11 protein-coding genes are annotated in these 16,695 nt (G+C 58.9%); 7 read left to right on the top strand and 4 right to left on the bottom strand.

The features are described 5' to 3' along the window. Positions 1-275: 275 nt before the first annotated feature. A complete protein-coding gene (locus tag MM194_RS14735; protein WP_238566411.1) occupies positions 276-842 on the top strand; it encodes a cytochrome b/b6 domain-containing protein in 567 nt (188 codons plus the stop codon). A 68-nt stretch (positions 843-910) separates the two neighbouring features. Here MM194_RS14735 and MM194_RS14730 read toward each other — a convergent pair whose 3' ends face one another. Both MM194_RS14730 and MM194_RS14725 read right to left on the bottom strand, forming a co-directional pair. After that, entirely contained in the window at positions 911-3,385 is a 2,475-nt protein-coding gene (locus tag MM194_RS14730; RefSeq protein ID WP_241343975.1) for a glycogen/starch/alpha-glucan phosphorylase, read from the bottom strand. 395 nt (positions 3,386-3,780) lie between these two features. Next, complete coding sequence (locus MM194_RS14725) at positions 3,781-3,978, bottom strand: DUF4250 domain-containing protein (protein WP_005323525.1); 198 nt, start codon at positions 3,976-3,978, stop codon at positions 3,781-3,783. Positions 3,979-4,211: 233 nt separating this feature from the next. Here MM194_RS14725 and MM194_RS14720 point away from each other — a divergent pair, with 233 nt between their 5' ends. Next, positions 4,212-4,703: a cell division inhibitor gene (locus MM194_RS14720; RefSeq protein WP_033130500.1), complete on the top strand. Its 492-nt coding sequence runs from the start codon at positions 4,212-4,214 to the stop codon at positions 4,701-4,703. A 224-nt stretch (positions 4,704-4,927) separates the two neighbouring features. Here MM194_RS14720 and MM194_RS14715 read toward each other — a convergent pair whose 3' ends face one another. After that, a complete protein-coding gene (locus MM194_RS14715) occupies positions 4,928-6,451 on the bottom strand; it encodes a fumarate hydratase (RefSeq protein ID WP_033130501.1) in 1,524 nt (507 codons plus the stop codon). Between the two features lie 295 nt (positions 6,452-6,746). Between MM194_RS14715 and pabB the strand changes: the two genes are divergently transcribed. The 3 genes from pabB to MM194_RS14700 all read left to right on the top strand — a co-directional run bounded on the left by pabB (position 6,747) and on the right by MM194_RS14700 (position 10,175). Beyond that, positions 6,747-8,045, top strand: coding sequence for an aminodeoxychorismate synthase component I (gene pabB / locus MM194_RS14710; RefSeq protein WP_241343995.1), 1,299 nt, complete (start codon positions 6,747-6,749; stop codon positions 8,043-8,045). A 50-nt stretch (positions 8,046-8,095) separates the two neighbouring features. Then, positions 8,096-8,662, top strand: a complete 567-nt coding sequence (locus tag MM194_RS14705; protein ID WP_033130506.1) for a CoA pyrophosphatase — start codon at positions 8,096-8,098, stop codon at positions 8,660-8,662. A 214-nt stretch (positions 8,663-8,876) separates the two neighbouring features. After that, a complete protein-coding gene (locus tag MM194_RS14700) occupies positions 8,877-10,175 on the top strand; it encodes a serine/threonine transporter (RefSeq protein WP_241343974.1) in 1,299 nt (432 codons plus the stop codon). A 514-nt stretch (positions 10,176-10,689) separates the two neighbouring features. On the opposite strand, the gene sstT is transcribed toward MM194_RS14700, so the two are convergent. After that, a complete protein-coding gene (gene sstT, locus MM194_RS14695) occupies positions 10,690-11,937 on the bottom strand; it encodes a serine/threonine transporter SstT (protein WP_241343973.1) in 1,248 nt (415 codons plus the stop codon). 340 nt (positions 11,938-12,277) lie between these two features. Between sstT and MM194_RS14690 the strand changes: the two genes are divergently transcribed. Next, a complete protein-coding gene (locus tag MM194_RS14690; RefSeq protein ID WP_241343994.1) occupies positions 12,278-14,200 on the top strand; it encodes a RecQ family ATP-dependent DNA helicase in 1,923 nt (640 codons plus the stop codon). A gap of 563 nt (positions 14,201-14,763) precedes the next feature. Continuing rightward, positions 14,764-16,686 carry a PrkA family serine protein kinase gene (locus MM194_RS14685; RefSeq protein WP_042638034.1) on the top strand — a complete coding sequence of 641 codons (1,923 nt, stop codon included), beginning with the start codon at positions 14,764-14,766 and terminating at the stop codon, positions 16,684-16,686. The last annotated feature ends 9 nt before the right edge of the window (positions 16,687-16,695 follow it).

Here is a 16,695-nt window from a genome sequence, read left to right as displayed (position 1 = left end):
CTGGCTGGCGCATGAGCCTGTCAGTGCTGACAGGTCAAGCCCCTGAACCGTTGAAACACCAGAGCCCCGCATCGTCGGGGCTCTGCTTTTTCTTTCCCCTAGCATGTCACTCGCTCCCCTTGCCACGGGCCGTCCCCGTCCCGGTAAAGCACCTACCAGCGTCCTTCCTGCCCACACGCTCAGGACATTAACGCGGCCTTAAGAAAGTGCCTCCATGATGCGGGCAACGGCGCTACGGCAACAGGCGCATGGAAAGCCGGTATGAGGAAAAAATCATGGAGAAAGCGATGGAAAGCGGCAAGGCCATCAGGGTATGGGATCCCCTGATCAGGGTGTTTCACTGGGCCACAGTCCTGCTGTGCGTGCTCAACCTGTTCATCCTGGAAGAGGGGGAGCGCAATCACCGCTATGTCGGGTACGCTTTGACTGGATTGTTGGTGCTGCGCATCCTGTGGGGATTTGTCGGCTCAGACTACGCCAGGTTTGCCCAGTGGTTTCCGACCCCGGCCCGCATCACCCGCTACCTGCAGGCCACCTTGCAGGGGAAACATCCCTATTATGCCGGCCACAATCCGCTGGGCGCCTTGATGGTACTGCTGCTATTGACCTGTCTGGTGGGGACCGCCGTCACCGGGATCATGACAGAATATGAGTCGCTGTTTGGTGAGGACCTCATGGAAGAACTGCACGAGTTCTTTGCCAAGGCGCTGCAGATGGCCATCTTCATCCATGTGCTGGCGGTCATCGTCCTCGATCGCCTGACCCGGGGCGATCTGATCAGGGCCATGATCACCGGCAGGAAGCGCGTGCCGGTCGGCACCGAGATCGTCGACAAGCGTTGAGCTCTCCAGGCTGGCTAGATGGCATAAAAAAACCCCGCGATGCGGGGTTCTTTCATATCGAGCGTTTATCAGCCCACGTTGCAGCTCTTCAGGCTCCAGATCCTGTCCACATAATCCTGGATGGAGCGGTCGGAGTTGAACTTGCCCATGGTGGCCGAGTTGATGATCGCCTTCTTGGCCCAGAGCGCCGGATCCCGGTACCAGGTATCGATCAACTTGTGCGCATCCGAGTAGGCGGCAAAGTCCGCCAGCGTTAGGTAAGGATCGCCCCCTTCCAGCAAGGAGCGCTTGATGGAGGAGAGCTCGCCCGGACGACCCGGTGTGAAGTAGTCAGTATCGAACCAGTCCAGCACCGCCTTGAGCTCGGAGTTGGCATAGTAGAAGTCATAGGGGTTGTAGCCCCGCGTCTTCAACGCTTTCACCTCGTCCACGTTCAGACCGAAGATGGCGCAGTTCTCTGCGCCCGCCTCTTCCGCGATCTCGATGTTGGCCCCATCCAGCGTCCCTATGGTGATGGCGCCGTTCAGTGCCATCTTCATGTTGCCGGTACCGGACGCCTCGTAACCGGCGGTGGAGATCTGCTCGGAGACATCGGCCGCCGGGATCAGCTTCTCGGCCAGGCTCACGCGGTAGTTCGGCATGAACACCACCTTCAGCTTGCCCTGGATGCGGGCGTCATTGTTGACCCGCTCGGCCAGCTTGTTGATGGCGTAGATGATGTCTTTGGCCAGGCGGTAACCGGGCGCCGCCTTGGAGCCGAAGATGAACACCCGCGGGTGCATGTCGTAGTCCGGGTTTGCCAACAAGCGGCGGTAGAGCGCCATGATGTGGATGAGGTTCAGCTGCTGGCGCTTGTACTCGTGCAGGCGTTTGATCTGGATGTCGAAGATGGCTTCGGCGCTGACATCGACTCCGGTCTCGGCCTTGATCACCTTGACCAGCTTCTCCTTGTTGTGACGCTTGATGCGCATGAACTGCTGCTGGAACGCCTCGTCGTCGGCAAACTGGGTGACGGCGCGCAGCTTGTCCAGCTGCAACGGCCACTCCTTGCCCACCACTTCGTTGTAGAGCTCGGCGAGCTCGGGGTTGCAGGCCAGCAGCCAGCGGCGTGGGGTCACGCCGTTGGTGACGTTGCACATCTTTTCCGGCCAGAGCGCGGCGAACTCGGGGAACAGATCCTCTTTCACCAGCTTGGAGTGGATTTCGGCCACGCCGTTGACCTTGGAGGAACCGATCACGCACAGGTTGCCCATGCGCACCTTGCGCACAGCACCTTCCTCAATGATGGAGAGCTTGGCCTTGATGGCATCGTCCCCCGGCCACTTGGGCTCGACCAGCTTGTTCAGGAACTGGGCATTGATCTCATAAATGATTTCGAGGTGACGGGGCAGCACCTTCTCAAACAGGCTGACCGACCACTTCTCCAGCGCCTCTGGCAGCAGGGTGTGGTTGGTGTAGGAGAACACTCGATAGCAGATGGACCAGGCGGCGTCCCAGGTCAGATCCTCTTCATCCACCAGCACCCGCATCAGCTCGGGGATGGCCACTGTCGGGTGGGTATCGTTGAGCTGGATGGCGATCTGGGCGGCGAAGTTGGTGAAGTCGCTGCCATGGGCGCGCTTGTAGCGGCGCATGATGTCCTTGATGGAGCAGGCACAGAAGAAGTACTGCTGGATCAGGCGCAGCTCTTTGCCCGCATCGGTGTCATCGTTCGGGTAGAGCACCTTGGAGATGGTCTCGGCCTGGGCTTTTTCCGCCTGGGAGTCGATGTAACCGCCAGCGTTGAACACATCCCAGTCGAAGAACTCGGAGGCACGGGATTCCCATAACCGCAGTATGTTGACGGTATGGCCACCGAAGCCCACCACGGGGATATCCCAAGGCACCCCTTTGATCTTGCGACCGGCGTGCCACACCTTCTTCAGGCCGCCATTGTCGCCGAACACCGTCTCGACGTAGCCATAGAGCGGGATCTCCTGCACGGATTCCGGGCGGCAGATCTCCCAGGGGTTGCCATATTCACGCCAGGAATCCGGGCGCTCGATCTGGCGGCCATCCTGGATTTCCTGACGGAACAGGCCGTGTTCGTAGTGGATGCCGTAGCCGACCGCCGGGTAGTTCAGGGTGGCCAGGGAATCGATGAAGCAGGCGGCCAGGCGGCCCAGGCCACCGTTACCGAGCGCCATGTCGGGTTCTTGTTCACAGAGGTCGGTCAGTTCCAGACCGAGTTCACCCAGTGCCTCTTCGCAGGTCTTATACAAGGAGAGGTTGTGCAGGTTATTGGAGGTCAGGCGCCCCATCAGGAACTCGGCAGAGAGATAATGAATGGCACGGGTATCTTTCTTGAAATGCGTCTGCTGAGTGCGGGTCAGGCGTTCGTACACCTGTTCGTTGACGGCGGCGGCGGTCGCTTTCCACCACGCTTCTGGCGAGGCTTTCTGTTCGCTTGTCCCCAAGGTAGAACGCAGGTGACGCACGATACTCGCCTTGAGCTGATCTTTATCCAGTTGGAGATCCTGGTCTGTCTTCTTCTTGGTAGCCATAAACCATTTTCCTTCGTTACAAATAAAAATTGTTATCCCATTCGGGACCGGCGCTGTTGTTATCTCATAATATGTTCCGGCGTGGGCATACTAGCTAAAGCCGTTGGTTTAAAAGTTAACGTGAGTCACACTTTAACGCATAAAGATGACAGTTAAAGCATGAAAACCCTTTCCTTAAATTCACCTGAATGAAATAAAAATACAGATAAAAATCATGCAGTTAATAATTAATTGCCAAGATATTCTCATGAATAGGTTTTCAGTGATTGCACACGTCTGAAAATACGTGAAAATAACGCCGAGCACTGCGGGCGCTGAAACCGGTTTCAATGTTCGGGGCATCCGTCAGGCAATAAAAGGAAGGTGCCCCAGTTGGGGCACACTTCGTGAGCGAATTAACCATGGGCCTTGAACTGGTTGCTCATGGGATCATAGTGATAGCCAATCTGCTGCAGACGCGTGGCCAGCTGATCCTCTGTCATGTCGTAGTAGGCCAACAACTCTTCCAGACCATCGCACTCCAGCCGCAGCTTCTCGTTGATGATCCCGAGCAGAATATTGGCATCCAGCCGTTGCAAGGTGCTGACATCCATCTTGGTCTCTCCTCTTCCCATACAGACTGTATAACCATGAGCGCCTGCCCTTGCTTTGTCCATAGTGCAAAAAACACCCACCTCATCTTTGATAAAAATATCCTTTTCATTCAATCAAGTAGCTCATCGCCTTGTTAATCCGCTCACATTTTTAACCACAAATGACTTGTCACCGACATGAGATAGAACTACTGTATACACATACAGCATGGTTATTCATACAGGATACTAATATGAGCCAGCCCCTGAGTCACCTCCCCTCCTCTCCCTCTGTCGGCCTGATCAATCCTTGGCCCACCCGCCATCAGGGCAAGCTGGAGCATGAGCCTCGACTGGCTGGTGATCTTGATGAAGCGCCGCTGCTTGGCGAGCTGGGGCGGCTGAGCCAAGGCGATAGCGGCTGGATCCTGCTCATCGCACCGCCGGGGCTGCCCGTGGCCGAGCAGTGGCAGGCACAGGGGATCAACCCCGCCCGAATACTGGTGGTGCACGGCGCCAAGATCAAAAACTGGCAGAGGGTACTGGAGCAAAGCCTGGGCAACGGCCACTGCGCCGCCGTGCTGACCTGGTTACCCGAGCAGATAGCGCTCGATCGCCTCAAGCTGGATACCCTGGGCCAACGCACCGGCGTGTTGACTCGCTTCTTCAACCCCAAAGATGCGCCTCTCCCTGTCCAGAGCGGCCCCCTCTGCTACGGCGGGCAGGACATCTACCTCAATCATTGAGCATTGCATTTGTTGCACTGCCTCGTATCGAAGAGGCGCTTTCTGAAGATGCCGTGATCACGTCCTCCCCTCTTCATCGATAGCGACTGAGCTTTCAGACACAAAACACGAGACATGAAAAAGAGGCGACCCTGAGGTCGCCTCTTTCGCCGCACTTGTCACCAGACAACACAGCGTTACTTCGTCATTCTGCCATCAAGACAGGATTGCTCCCACAATGGGGATCAGGAGAGCTTGACGTCCAGCTCGGCAATCTTGGCCGACCAGTAAGCCGGGCCCGTCTCGTGGATGTTGTTGCCAAGGGAGTCGACCGCTACCGTCACCGGCATGTCTTCAACCTCGAACTCATAGATGGCCTCCATCCCCAGATCAGCGAAGGCCACCACTCGCGCCTTCTTGATGGCCTTGGCCACCAGGTAGGCGGCGCCGCCGACTGCCATTAGGTAGACGGCCCTGTGCTCCTTGATGCTCTGCACCGTCTTGGGACCGCGCTCCGACTTGCCAATCATACCGATGAGGCCGGTCTCCCCCAGCATCATGTCGGTGAATTTGTCCATCCGGGTGGAGGTGGTGGGGCCAGCCGGGCCAACCACCTCGTCACGGACCGCATCGACCGGGCCCACGTAATAGATGAAGCGGTTGGTGAAGTCGACCCCTTCCGGCAACCCTTCCCCATTCTTGAGCATGTCGGCGATGCGCTTGTGGGCCGCGTCGCGACCGGTCAGGATCTTGCCGGAGAGCAGCACCGTATCGCCGCTCTTCCAGCTGGCGAGCTCAGCCTTGGTGATGCCGTCGACGTTGACACGGCGCACGTTGCCACCGGACTCGCGGGTGATCTCCGGCCAGTCTTCCAGTTTCGGCGGGATCAGCTCGGCCGGACCAGAGCCGTCCAGCTCGAAGTGAACGTGACGGGTGGCGGCGCAGTTGGGGATCATCACCACCGGCTTGGAGGCGGCGTGAGTCGGGGCAGACTTCACCTTCACGTCCAGCACGGTGGTGAGGCCGCCCAGGCCCTGGGCGCCTATCCCCAGCTTGTTGACCCTGTCGTAGAGCTCGACTCGCAGCTTCTCTTCGGTGGTCTCGGGACCCCTGGCGATCAGCTCCTGAATGTCGATGTGCTCCATCAGGGCTTCCTTGGCCAGCACGGCGGCCTTCTCGGCGGTACCGCCGATGCCGATCCCCAGCATGCCGGGCGGGCACCAGCCGGCCCCCATGGTCGGCACCGTCTTCAGCACCCACTCGACCACGTCGTCCGAGGGGTTGAGCATCACCATCTTGGACTTGTTCTCGGAGCCACCGCCCTTGGCGGCGATGCTCACCTCCACCTTGTCGCCTTGCACCATGTCGATGTGCACCACGGCCGGGGCGTTGTCCTTGGTGTTCTTGCGACTGCCGGCCGGATCGGCGAGCACCGAGGCGCGCAAGGGGTTGTCCGGGTTGGTGTAGGCGCGGCGTGTGCCCTCATCCACCATCTCCTGGACCGTCATGTCGCTGTCCCACTGCACCTTCATACCAATCTTGACGAAGCAGGTGACGATGCCGGTGTCCTGGCACAGGGGGCGATGACCCTCGGCGGACATGCGGGAGTTGATCAGGATCTGGGCCAGCGCATCCTTGGCGGCCGGGTTGATCTCACGGTCATAGGCGGCCTTGGCGGCCTGGACGAAATCGAGGGGGTGGTAGAAAGAGATATATTGTAGGGCGTCGGCAATGGAATCGATAAAGTCCTGTTTTTTAATGATGCTCATATCATCCTCACTGGTCCTCGTCTCGGTCAGGCCGAGCGAGGGCTTCCATATGAGCCGAGCCTTCGGCGGGCGGCGGGTGCGCACAGAGCCGGCAGACAACGGCGTGTTTTTATAACGGTGTTTTCTGAAAATGCCGGCCGCCATGATACGCTTGGGCACCCGTACCGGCTAGGGAGCTGGGTGCAAACTGTTGCCTGTGTAACAAAAAATGAAACCAAGACTGCATATCCACCATTTCGATCCACAAACATCGCTGCACGCCCTGTTTGCCCGGCTGCAACACCAACCCTGGGCCATGTTGCTGGAGTCAGCCGGCCCCCAAGGGGCAGATAACCGCTTCGACATCCTCAGCGCCGATCCACTCGCCACCCTGGAGACCCGGGGAGCCAGCACCCTTATTCAGCGTGCAGGTGCGACCGAGCATCAGGATGAGGATCCCCTCAGCCTGCTCGCCAGCACGCAACAAGCCCTGTTGGGGCCGCTGGATCAGGAGCAGAGCGAGCTGCCCTTTATCGGCGGCGCGCTCGGCCTGTTTGGCTACGATCTGGGGCGGCGCTTCGAACGGCTGCCCACGCAGGCAGAGGCGGATATCCAGTTGCCGGACATGGCGGTGGGGATCTATGACTGGGCGCTGCTGCGGGAGATCGCCACCAACCGCTGGCAACTGGTACATTGGGGGGACGAGGCCGGGCTCACCCGTCGGTTACGCTGGCTCGAGGCGCACAGCGCCTCCCCGTCGACCTCTCAGATGCCGTTCTCGCTGACCGGCCCCTGGCAGAGCAACATGAGCCGGGCCGAATATGGCGACAAGTTTGCACGGATCCAGGCCTATCTGGCGGCGGGGGATTGTTATCAGATCAACCTGACCCAGCGCTTCAGCGCGCCCTATCAGGGGGATGAATGGGCGGCCTATCTCGCCCTCAGCGCGGCCAACAAGGCCCCCTTCTCGGCCTTTATTCGCCTGCCGGATAGCGCCATTTTGAGCCTTTCGCCTGAGCGTTTCCTGCTGCTCGATGGCCGCCACATCGAGACCAAGCCCATCAAGGGCACCCGCCCCCGTCACAGCGATCCCGTTATCGACCAAAAGAGAGCCGAGGAGCTGGCCGGCGCCGACAAGGACAGATCGGAGAATCTGATGATCGTGGATCTGTTGCGCAACGACATCGGCCGGGTGAGCCGTCCCGGCTCGGTCTGCGTGCCACATCTGTTTGCGGTGGAATCCTTCCCCGCCGTGCATCATCTGGTCTCCACCATACACGGCAAGCTGGATGCCCGTTGGCAGGGAGTGGATCTGCTGCGGGCCTGCTTCCCCGGCGGCTCCATCACCGGCGCCCCCAAGATCCGGGCAATGGAGATCATCGAGGAGCTGGAGCCGGTGCGGCGCAGCGCCTACTGCGGCAGCATCGGCTACCTGAGCCAGCACGGCCGGATGGATACCAGCATCTGCATCCGCACTCTGATAGCGGAAGCCGGCTGGCTGCACTGCTGGGCGGGGGGCGGCATCATCGCCGACTCGGAGGTGGACAGCGAATATCAGGAGACCTATGACAAGGTGGCTCGCATCCTGCCGCTGCTGGATGCGCTGGGCTCATGATGCCGATGCCCGCAGACCATAAGGAACCACGCCTCGAGATGGATATCGAGATAGACAGCGCCGATCTGCTGACCCGCTTCCTGCTGCAACGCCCGGCCCCGGCCCATCGACTGATGCTGGCCGGGCTCAAACCGGCGGCCGTCCTGCTTCCCCTGGTGGAGCGACCCGACGGGCTGCAGCTATTGCTGACCCGCCGCAGTGCACAGTTGCGCCACCATCCGGGGCAGATAAGCTTCCCGGGCGGGCGCCAGGATCCCGAGGATGAGAGTCTGATCCACACGGCGCTGCGGGAGACCCAGGAGGAGCTCGGGATCCCCGCCTCCCAGATCCATGTCATCGGCAGCCTCACCCCCCTCAACACCATCTCCCTCTACGATGTGTTGCCGGTGCTGGCCATGGTGGATGCCGATTATCAGCTCACCCTGAGCCCGGACGAGGTCGAGCAGGCCTTCGAGGTGCCCCTCAGTCATGTGCTCAATCCGGCCAACCACATAGCCCTGACCATTCCCAGAGCCGGCAAGCGCCACACCATCTACTGGATCCCCTGGCAACAATCCTTCATCTGGGGGGCCACCGCCAGCATGATCCGCCAGCTTGCCCAGCACCTGTCAAAATAACATACTGCTAACACCGCGAGTTGGAAAATCATTCAGTTAACACTCAACTAACATTGCATATGATAAAGAATTTTTGATTTTTTATTCTTTTGATCACATTTCCATAAGAAAATACGCGTTTTGCCATCACAAAGGTGAATCCGATCAACATTTTTGATTAAAAAAAAAGTATTCTTTCGCCGACTAATTAAAACCACTATTCGGGGTGAGAGACATGTCCAATACGGTCACTGGCGCACAGGAAGTTGCAGCCTCAAAAGAGCAGGGAATCGGCTCGGTCCAATCGCGCGGTTGGGGCAAACAAGACACTACCTGGGTGATCAGCCTGTTCGGCACCGCCGTCGGCGCCGGGATCCTGTTCCTGCCCATCAACGCCGGCATGGGCGGCTTCTGGCCGCTGGTGGTGATGGCGCTGCTGGTCGGCCCCATGACCTATCTGGCTCACCGTGGGCTGGCCCGCTTCGTGCTCTCCTCCAAGAACTCCAATGCCGACATCACCCAGGTGGTGGAAGAGCATTTCGGCATCGGCGCCGGTAAATTAATCACCCTGCTCTACTTCTTCGCCATCTACCCGATCGTGCTGATCTACGGGGTGGGTATCACCAACACGGTGGAAAGCTTCCTGGTCAACCAGCTGCAGATGACGGCGCCTCCGCGCTGGATCCTCTCCATCGTGCTGATCATGGGGATGATGTCGGTCATGCTGGCCGGTGAGAAACTGATGCTGAAGGTCACCGAGATGCTGGTGTACCCGCTCATCGCCATCCTGGCGGGCATCTCCCTCTATCTGATCCCGGACTGGACAGGTGCCGCCCTGGCCCAGGTGCCTTCCACCAAGGACTTCGCGACCACCCTGTGGCTGACCATCCCGGTGCTGGTGTTCTCCTTCAACCACAGCCCGGCCATCTCCAGCTTCGCCCTGGCCCAACGCCGCGACTACGGTGACAACGCCGTCGCCAAGTCCGATGCCATCCTCAAGCGCACCGCACTCATCCTGCTCGGCTTCGTGATGTTCTTCGTGTTCTCCTGCGTGATGAGCCTGACCCCGGCCCAGCTGGCGGAAGCCAAGTCCCAGAACATCGCCGTGCTCTCCTACCTGGCTAACCAGCACTCGAGCCCGATCATCTCCTACTTCGGTCCGCTGGTCGCCTTCGTCGCCATCGTCTCCTCCTTCTTCGGCCACTACCTGGGTGCCCGTGAAGGTCTGAAGGGCATGATCACCCAGCAGATGCGCAGCAGCGGCAAGCAGCCAAACAGCAAGAAGGTCGAGCTGTTCATCATCGCCTTCTTCATCCTGACCCTGTGGGCCGTGGCCATCATCAACCCCTCGATCCTCGGCATGATCGAATCCCTGGGCGGCCCCATCATCGCCACCATACTGTTCCTGATGCCGATGTACGCCATCAAGCGTGTCCCCGCCATGGCGAAGTATCAGGGCCAGATCAGCAACGTCTTCGTGGCGACCATGGGGTTGATTGCCATCTCCGCCATCCTCTACCAACTGGTCGGTTAAACCCGCCGTTGATAGCTAGCTAGAGATCAAAAATGCCAGTCGGGAAACCGGCTGGCATTTTTTATGGCGCTCACTTTTGGTTGGCGAAGTATCAGAGCACATCAGCAACGTCTTTGCGGCGATCATGGGGTTGATTACGATTTCCGCCATCCTCTGCCAGCTGGTCGGTTAAACCCGCCGTCGATAGATAGCTAGAGATCAAAAATGCCAGTCGGGAAACCGGCTGGCATTTTTTATGGCGCTCACCCTGTATGGCATTCGGGCAGGTACAGGAGTTCTTTCCCCTCACCTCCCCCACAGACTTGACCCGGCCCTGGATCACACTTCTCATCCCAATGCCGCTGCATGCTGGTTGAGTACGGATGCCTGAGGGGCTAACACGCTGGCTTGAGGCGCTCTGTCACCCGCTACAACATCGGCTGTGCATTTTATACGGCAGTCCACCGCCCCAACAGCCACACATAAAAAAACGCCCTCCTGAGAGGGCGTTTTCGATGCCTTGATGGACTGGCTATCAGGCTTCGCGAGAGAGCGGCGCTGCGCCCTGCAGGGCTTCGTCCTCGGCCATGCAGGCGGCCGCGGTGAACAGCACGTCGGTAGAGCTGTTGAGGGCCGTCTCGGCGGAGTCTTGCAGCACCCCGATGATGAAGCCAACCGCCACCACCTGCATGGCGATGTCGTTGCTGATGCCAAACAGGCTGCACGCCAGCGGGATCAGCAGCAGGGAACCACCTGCCACCCCGGAGGCACCACAGGCACTGATGGTGGCGACCACGGAGAGCAGTACGGCGGTCGCCAGATCCACTTCCATCCCCAAGGTATGCACCGCCGCCATGGAAAGCACAGTAATGGTGATGGCGGCACCGGCCATGTTGATGGTGGCACCGAGCGGGATAGAGACCGCATAAGTGTCTTCCGGCAGACGCAGCTTCTCACAGAGCGCCATGTTGACCGGAATGTTGGCGGCAGAGCTGCGAGTGAAGAAGGCGGTCACGCCGCTCTCGCGCAGGCAGGTCAGCACCAACGGATAAGGGTTGCGCTTGATCTTCCAGAACACGATGAGCGGGTTGACCACGAAGGCGATGAACAGCATGCAGCCGATCAGCACCATCAGCAGCTGGGCATAGCCAAACAGGGCATCGAAACCTGTCTCGGCCAGGGTCGAGGCGACCAGCCCGAAAATACCGAGGGGCGCGCAGCGGATCACCGCCTTGACGATGGTGGAGACCCCGTGGGAGAGATCGGTGATCACCGCTTTGGTGCTCTCACCGGCGTGGCGCATGGCGATGCCAAGGCCGATGGCCCAGGCCAGGATGCCGATGTAGTTGGCATCCAGCAGCGCCTTGACCGGGTTGGTCACCACGTTGAACAGCAGGGTCTGCAGTACCTCGGTGATGCCGCCCGGCGGGGTTATCTCGGCACTGCTGGCCACCAGGTGCAGGTTGGAGGGGAACAGGAAGCTCGCCATCACGGCCACCACGGCGGCCAGGAAGGTCCCCAGCAGGTAGAGCAGCAAGATAGGCTTCATGTTGGTCTTCTGGCCCTGCTTATGACCTATGATGGCCGCCATCACCAGCACGAACACCAGCAGCGGGGCGACCGCCTTCAGGGCGCCGACGAACAGGCTACCGAGCAGGCCCGCCGCCTTGGCCCATTCGGGCATCAGCATGGCGAGTAAAATACCGAGCACCAGACCGACCAGGATCTGGCTAACCAGACTGGTGCTATTGACCAGTCGTATGAGGGGGTGTTGTTGTGTCATCAAATAGTCCCTGTGCACTTTCAAAGTGCGTGAATTATGAGTCCTGTTGGCAACCTGCCGCGCGCATTGGCACCGGCCTGTGGGCGGTGGTGCCGTTGGCAAACCTTCTTCTGGATCTGTCCAGTACGCGTGGTGTTGCGGACAAGGAATATCCCATCTGCTACCGTTTTTTTCCACATAATCACTGAAAAATATCAGGGTTACCTCACAAAAAATCCGCAACAATGCGATAACACAATATCAACTGCGGTCAAATTGTCGCCATGTCGGTCCATTCCCCGGCAGAACAGGCAGCAGGAGTGGTATCATGCCGCTCTTTTGTCTGCGCTGGAGCCTTGCCATGATCCCCTCTCTGTTGACCCGCCACTTCGGCTTCGATCGGTTAAGACCCGGTCAGGAGGCGGTGATCAGCCGCCTGCTGGACGGCAAGAGTGCGGCGGCCATCTTCCCGACTGGGGCCGGCAAGTCCCTCTGCTATCAGTTGCCCGCCCTGGCTCTGCCTCACCTGACCCTGGTGATCTCCCCGCTCATCGCGCTGATGCACGATCAACTCGCCTTCCTGCAACGCAAGGGGATTGCCGCCGCCACCCTGGACTCCAGTCAAACGCCAGAGGAGAGTCGTCGGGTGATGCAACAGGCCAGCGACGGCCAGCTCAAGATCCTGATGATCTCGGTGGAGCGTCTCAAGAACGAGCGTTTTCGCCGCTTCATCGCCCAGATCCCGCTCTCGATGCTGGTAGTAGACGAAGCGCACTGCATCTCGGAATGGGGTCATAACTTTCGCCCAGACTACCTGAAGCTGCCGGCCCATCGCCGCGAACTGAATATCCCCCAGGTACTGCTGCTCACCGCCACCGCCACCCCGGCAGTCATGGCGGACATGCAGGCCAAGTTCGGCATCGATAAGGAGGATCTGGTGGTGACCGGCTTCTACCGCGCCAACCTGGATCTGGGCGTCATCTCGCTGGCCGGCAACGCCCGCGACCACTGGCTCAGTGACGAGCTGCGGCGCGATCCCGCGGCGCCCACCATCGTCTACGTCACCCTGCAGCACACGGCGCAGCAGTGTGCCGAGCTGCTGCAACGAGCAGGGATCCGGGCTTGCGCCTATCATGCCGGGCTGGATCCAGCCCTGCGCAGCCAGATCCAGCACGACTTCATGGCCGGCAAGCTGGACTGCATCGTCGCCACCATCGCCTTTGGCATGGGCATCGACAAGGCCGATATCCGCCGGGTCATCCACTACGACTTGCCCAAGTCCATCGAAAACTACAGCCAGGAGATTGGCCGCGCCGGACGCGACGGCCTCCCCTCACGCTGCACCGTGCTGGCCAGCCGTGCACAGTTGCCGGTGCTGGAGAACTTCGTCTACGGAGATACCCCGGACAGAGCCGCGATCCTGACCCTGCTCGAGATCCTGCGCCAGAGCGGCGCCGAGTGGGAATTCAGTTTGCTGCGCCTCTCCAATGACACCAACATCCGTCAGTTGCCGCTCAAGACCCTGCTGGTCTATCTGGAGATGGCGGGCATCATTGCCCCGGCCTACAGCTATTTTGCCGAATATCGCTTCAAGTTCGTGCTGGAAAAGCAAGAGATCCTGGCGCGTTTCAATCCGGATCGGCGCCAGTTCCTGGAGCAGTTGTTTGCCTGCGCCCCCCAGGCGCGCAGCTGGTGCGCCATGGACTTCGATGCGCTCTGGCAGGGGTATCAGGGAGAAAGGTCGCGGGCCGCCGCCGCACTGGATTATCTACAGCAGCAGGGTTGGATCGAGCTCGAAAGCAAGCAGATGACGGAGGTGTATCGGGTATTGCATCAGGATCTGGCCATAGCGCCGCTGGCGGATCGGCTGCACGCCCTGTTCGAGCAAAAAGAGCAGAGCGAGTTGGCCCGGCTACAGGCCTTGCTCAGCTTCTTTACTTCGACCACTTGTCTTAGCCATGAGCTGGCCAGCTACTTTGCCGATGAACAGGCACCGAGCCGCTGCGGGCACTGCTCCGTCTGTCGTGGTGAGATTGCCGTCCTGCCCCCGCTGCCAACACCAAGCTTGCCCAACGAACAGGGCTTGCGCGCCTGGTGCGATCCGCTGGTGTCGCTGTGCCACAGCCAGGAACCACGCATCCTGACCCGCTTCCTGTGCGGTATCGCCACCCCCTTGACCACCAGGGTCAAGGCAAAAAGCCTGGCAGGTTTTGGTCAGCTGGCCGCTCATCCCTTCGCCGAGGTGCTGGCGGCAGTATCACGGATCTATTCCGCGGCGCCTTGACGATTCAACCTTGCCAAGTGCCGAAAAAAGAAGACCCCCGCGGATGCGAGGGTCAAGCCAACGGAAACGTGCTTAAACAGAGCTTAGTATCTGCACAGTAACCACTTTCTTGCTAAAGCGATGACTGCTCGACACAGGGCCAATCTAGAGCAGTCACAATGTAGCGTCAATGTAAAAATTAGAGCTTAAACACCAAACAAGAGGCATTACGTTAACGTAAGCGTTACTGCATTTATCCCCTTTCCTCTCCCGTCCTTGCGCCGCCTGTGTTGTCGCGTTCACCACACGGGAAACCCTCCATTCCCGCATCTACCACACAAACATTTATTTTTTATGTCTTTGACATTTGCATCACTGTCATGGCAAAAATAATTTAACAGTCAGTAACATAGGTATGTCATTGACTGCACCTTCCCGCAAAAGGATCGGGAAGCTCCCGTGCAAACTTAAACCAATGATGGCGATGGATTACTGGGGGCTGTTGACTAGGCTTAAGAGGCAAACAGAACAAAAGTAGTGATCCACTCTTTTTCAGGGTAAGCGACTATAACGAGGGCTAAGTTATGGGCATCTTCGAGCACTATCAACAGCGGTATGAGAAAGCCAGAGAGGAGGAGTACAGCATTCAGGAGTTCCTGGATATGTGCAAACAGGACAAATCCTGCTACGCCTCCGCCGCCGAGCGACTGCTAGTTGCCATCGGCGAACCGGAAATGATCGATACCTCGGTCAATCCGCGCCTCAGCCGCCTGTTTTCCAATCGCGTCGTCGCACGCTATCCCGCTTTCAAAGATTTCTATGGTATGGAAGAGGCCATTGAGCAGATCGTCTCCTACCTCAAGCACTCCGCCCAGGGGCTGGAAGAGAAGAAACAGATCCTCTATCTGCTGGGCCCCGTCGGCGGCGGCAAGTCATCCCTCGCAGAGAAGCTCAAATCCTTGATGCAGAAGGTGCCTATCTATCGCATCAAGGGCTCGCCGGTCAACGATCACCCCTTCTGCCTGTTCGATATCGAGGAAGATGGCGAGATCCTGGAAAAAGAATACGGCATCCCGCACCGCTACCTGCGTCCCATCATGTCTCCTTGGGCGGCCAAACGCCTGCACGAGTTTGGCGGTGACATCACCAAATTCAAGGTGGAGAAGGTCAATCCCTCCATTCTGGATCAGATCGCCATCGCCAAGACGGAGCCCGGCGATGACAACAACCAGGATATCTCCTCCCTGGTCGGCAAGGTCGACATCCGCATGCTGGAGCATTACGCCCAAGATGATGCCGATGCCTACTCCTACTCAGGGGCGCTCTGTAAGGCGAACCAGGGGATGATGGAGTTCGTGGAGATGTTCAAGGCCCCCATCAAGGTGCTGCACCCTCTGCTGACGGCAACACAAGAGGGCAATTACAACGGTACCGAAGGGCTTTCCGCCCTGCCCTTCGACGGCATCTTGCTGGCTCACTCCAACGAATCCGAATGGCAGCAGTTCCGTAACAACAAGAACAACGAGGCCTTCCTCGACCGGGTCTATATCGTCAAGGTGCCCTACTGCCTGCGCGTCTCGGAAGAGGTGAAGATCTATGAGAAATTGCTGTTCAACAGCGAGCTGACCGACGCCAAGTGCGCGCCAGGGACCCTGGAGTTGCTGGGTCAGTTCTCCGTGCTCTCCCGCCTGAAAGAGCCGGAAAACTCCAGTCTCTACTCCAAGATGCGGGTCTACGATGGCGAGAGCCTGAAAGACACGGATCCCAAGGCCAAGAGCTATCAGGAGTATCGCGACTATGCTGGCGTGGATGAGGGCATGAACGGCCTGTCTACCCGCTTCGCGTTCAAGATCCTCTCCCGGGTGTTCAACTTCGATCACGCGGAAGTGGCCGCCAACCCGGTACACCTCTTCTACGTGCTGGAGCAGCAGATAGAACGCGAGCAGTTCCCGCAGGAGCTGCACGATCGCTATCTGGAGTTCATCAAGGGTTATCTGACCCCGCGCTACGTAGAATTCATCGGCAAGGAGATCCAGACCGCCTACCTCGAATCCTATTCTGAGTACGGGCAGAACATCTTCGATCGTTACGTCACCTACGCCGACTTCTGGATCCAGGATCAGGAGTATCGCGACCCGGAGACCGGCCAGCTGTTCGATCGGGCATCACTCAACAGCGAGCTGGAGAAGATCGAAAAACCGGCCGGGATCAGCAACCCGAAAGATTTCCGCAACGAAATAGTCAACTTCGTGCTACGTGCACGGGCCAACAATGCAGGCCGTAACCCCAACTGGACCAGTTACGAGAAGCTGCGCACCGTGATCGAGAAGAAGATGTTCTCCAACACGGAAGAGCTGCTGCCGGTTATCTCCTTCAACAGCAAAACCTCGGCCGAGGAGCAGAAGAAGCACGATAACTTTGTCGAACGGATGATGGAGAAGGGCTACACCCGCAAACAGGTGCGCCTGCTCTCCGAATGGTACCTCAGGGTACGCAAGTCATCCTGACCCTGATCG

Source organism: Aeromonas sp. MR16 (genome assembly GCF_022549315.1).
GTDB lineage: Bacteria > Pseudomonadota > Gammaproteobacteria > Enterobacterales > Aeromonadaceae > Aeromonas > Aeromonas aquatica.
This window is presented reverse-complemented; position numbering and strand designations above follow the sequence as displayed.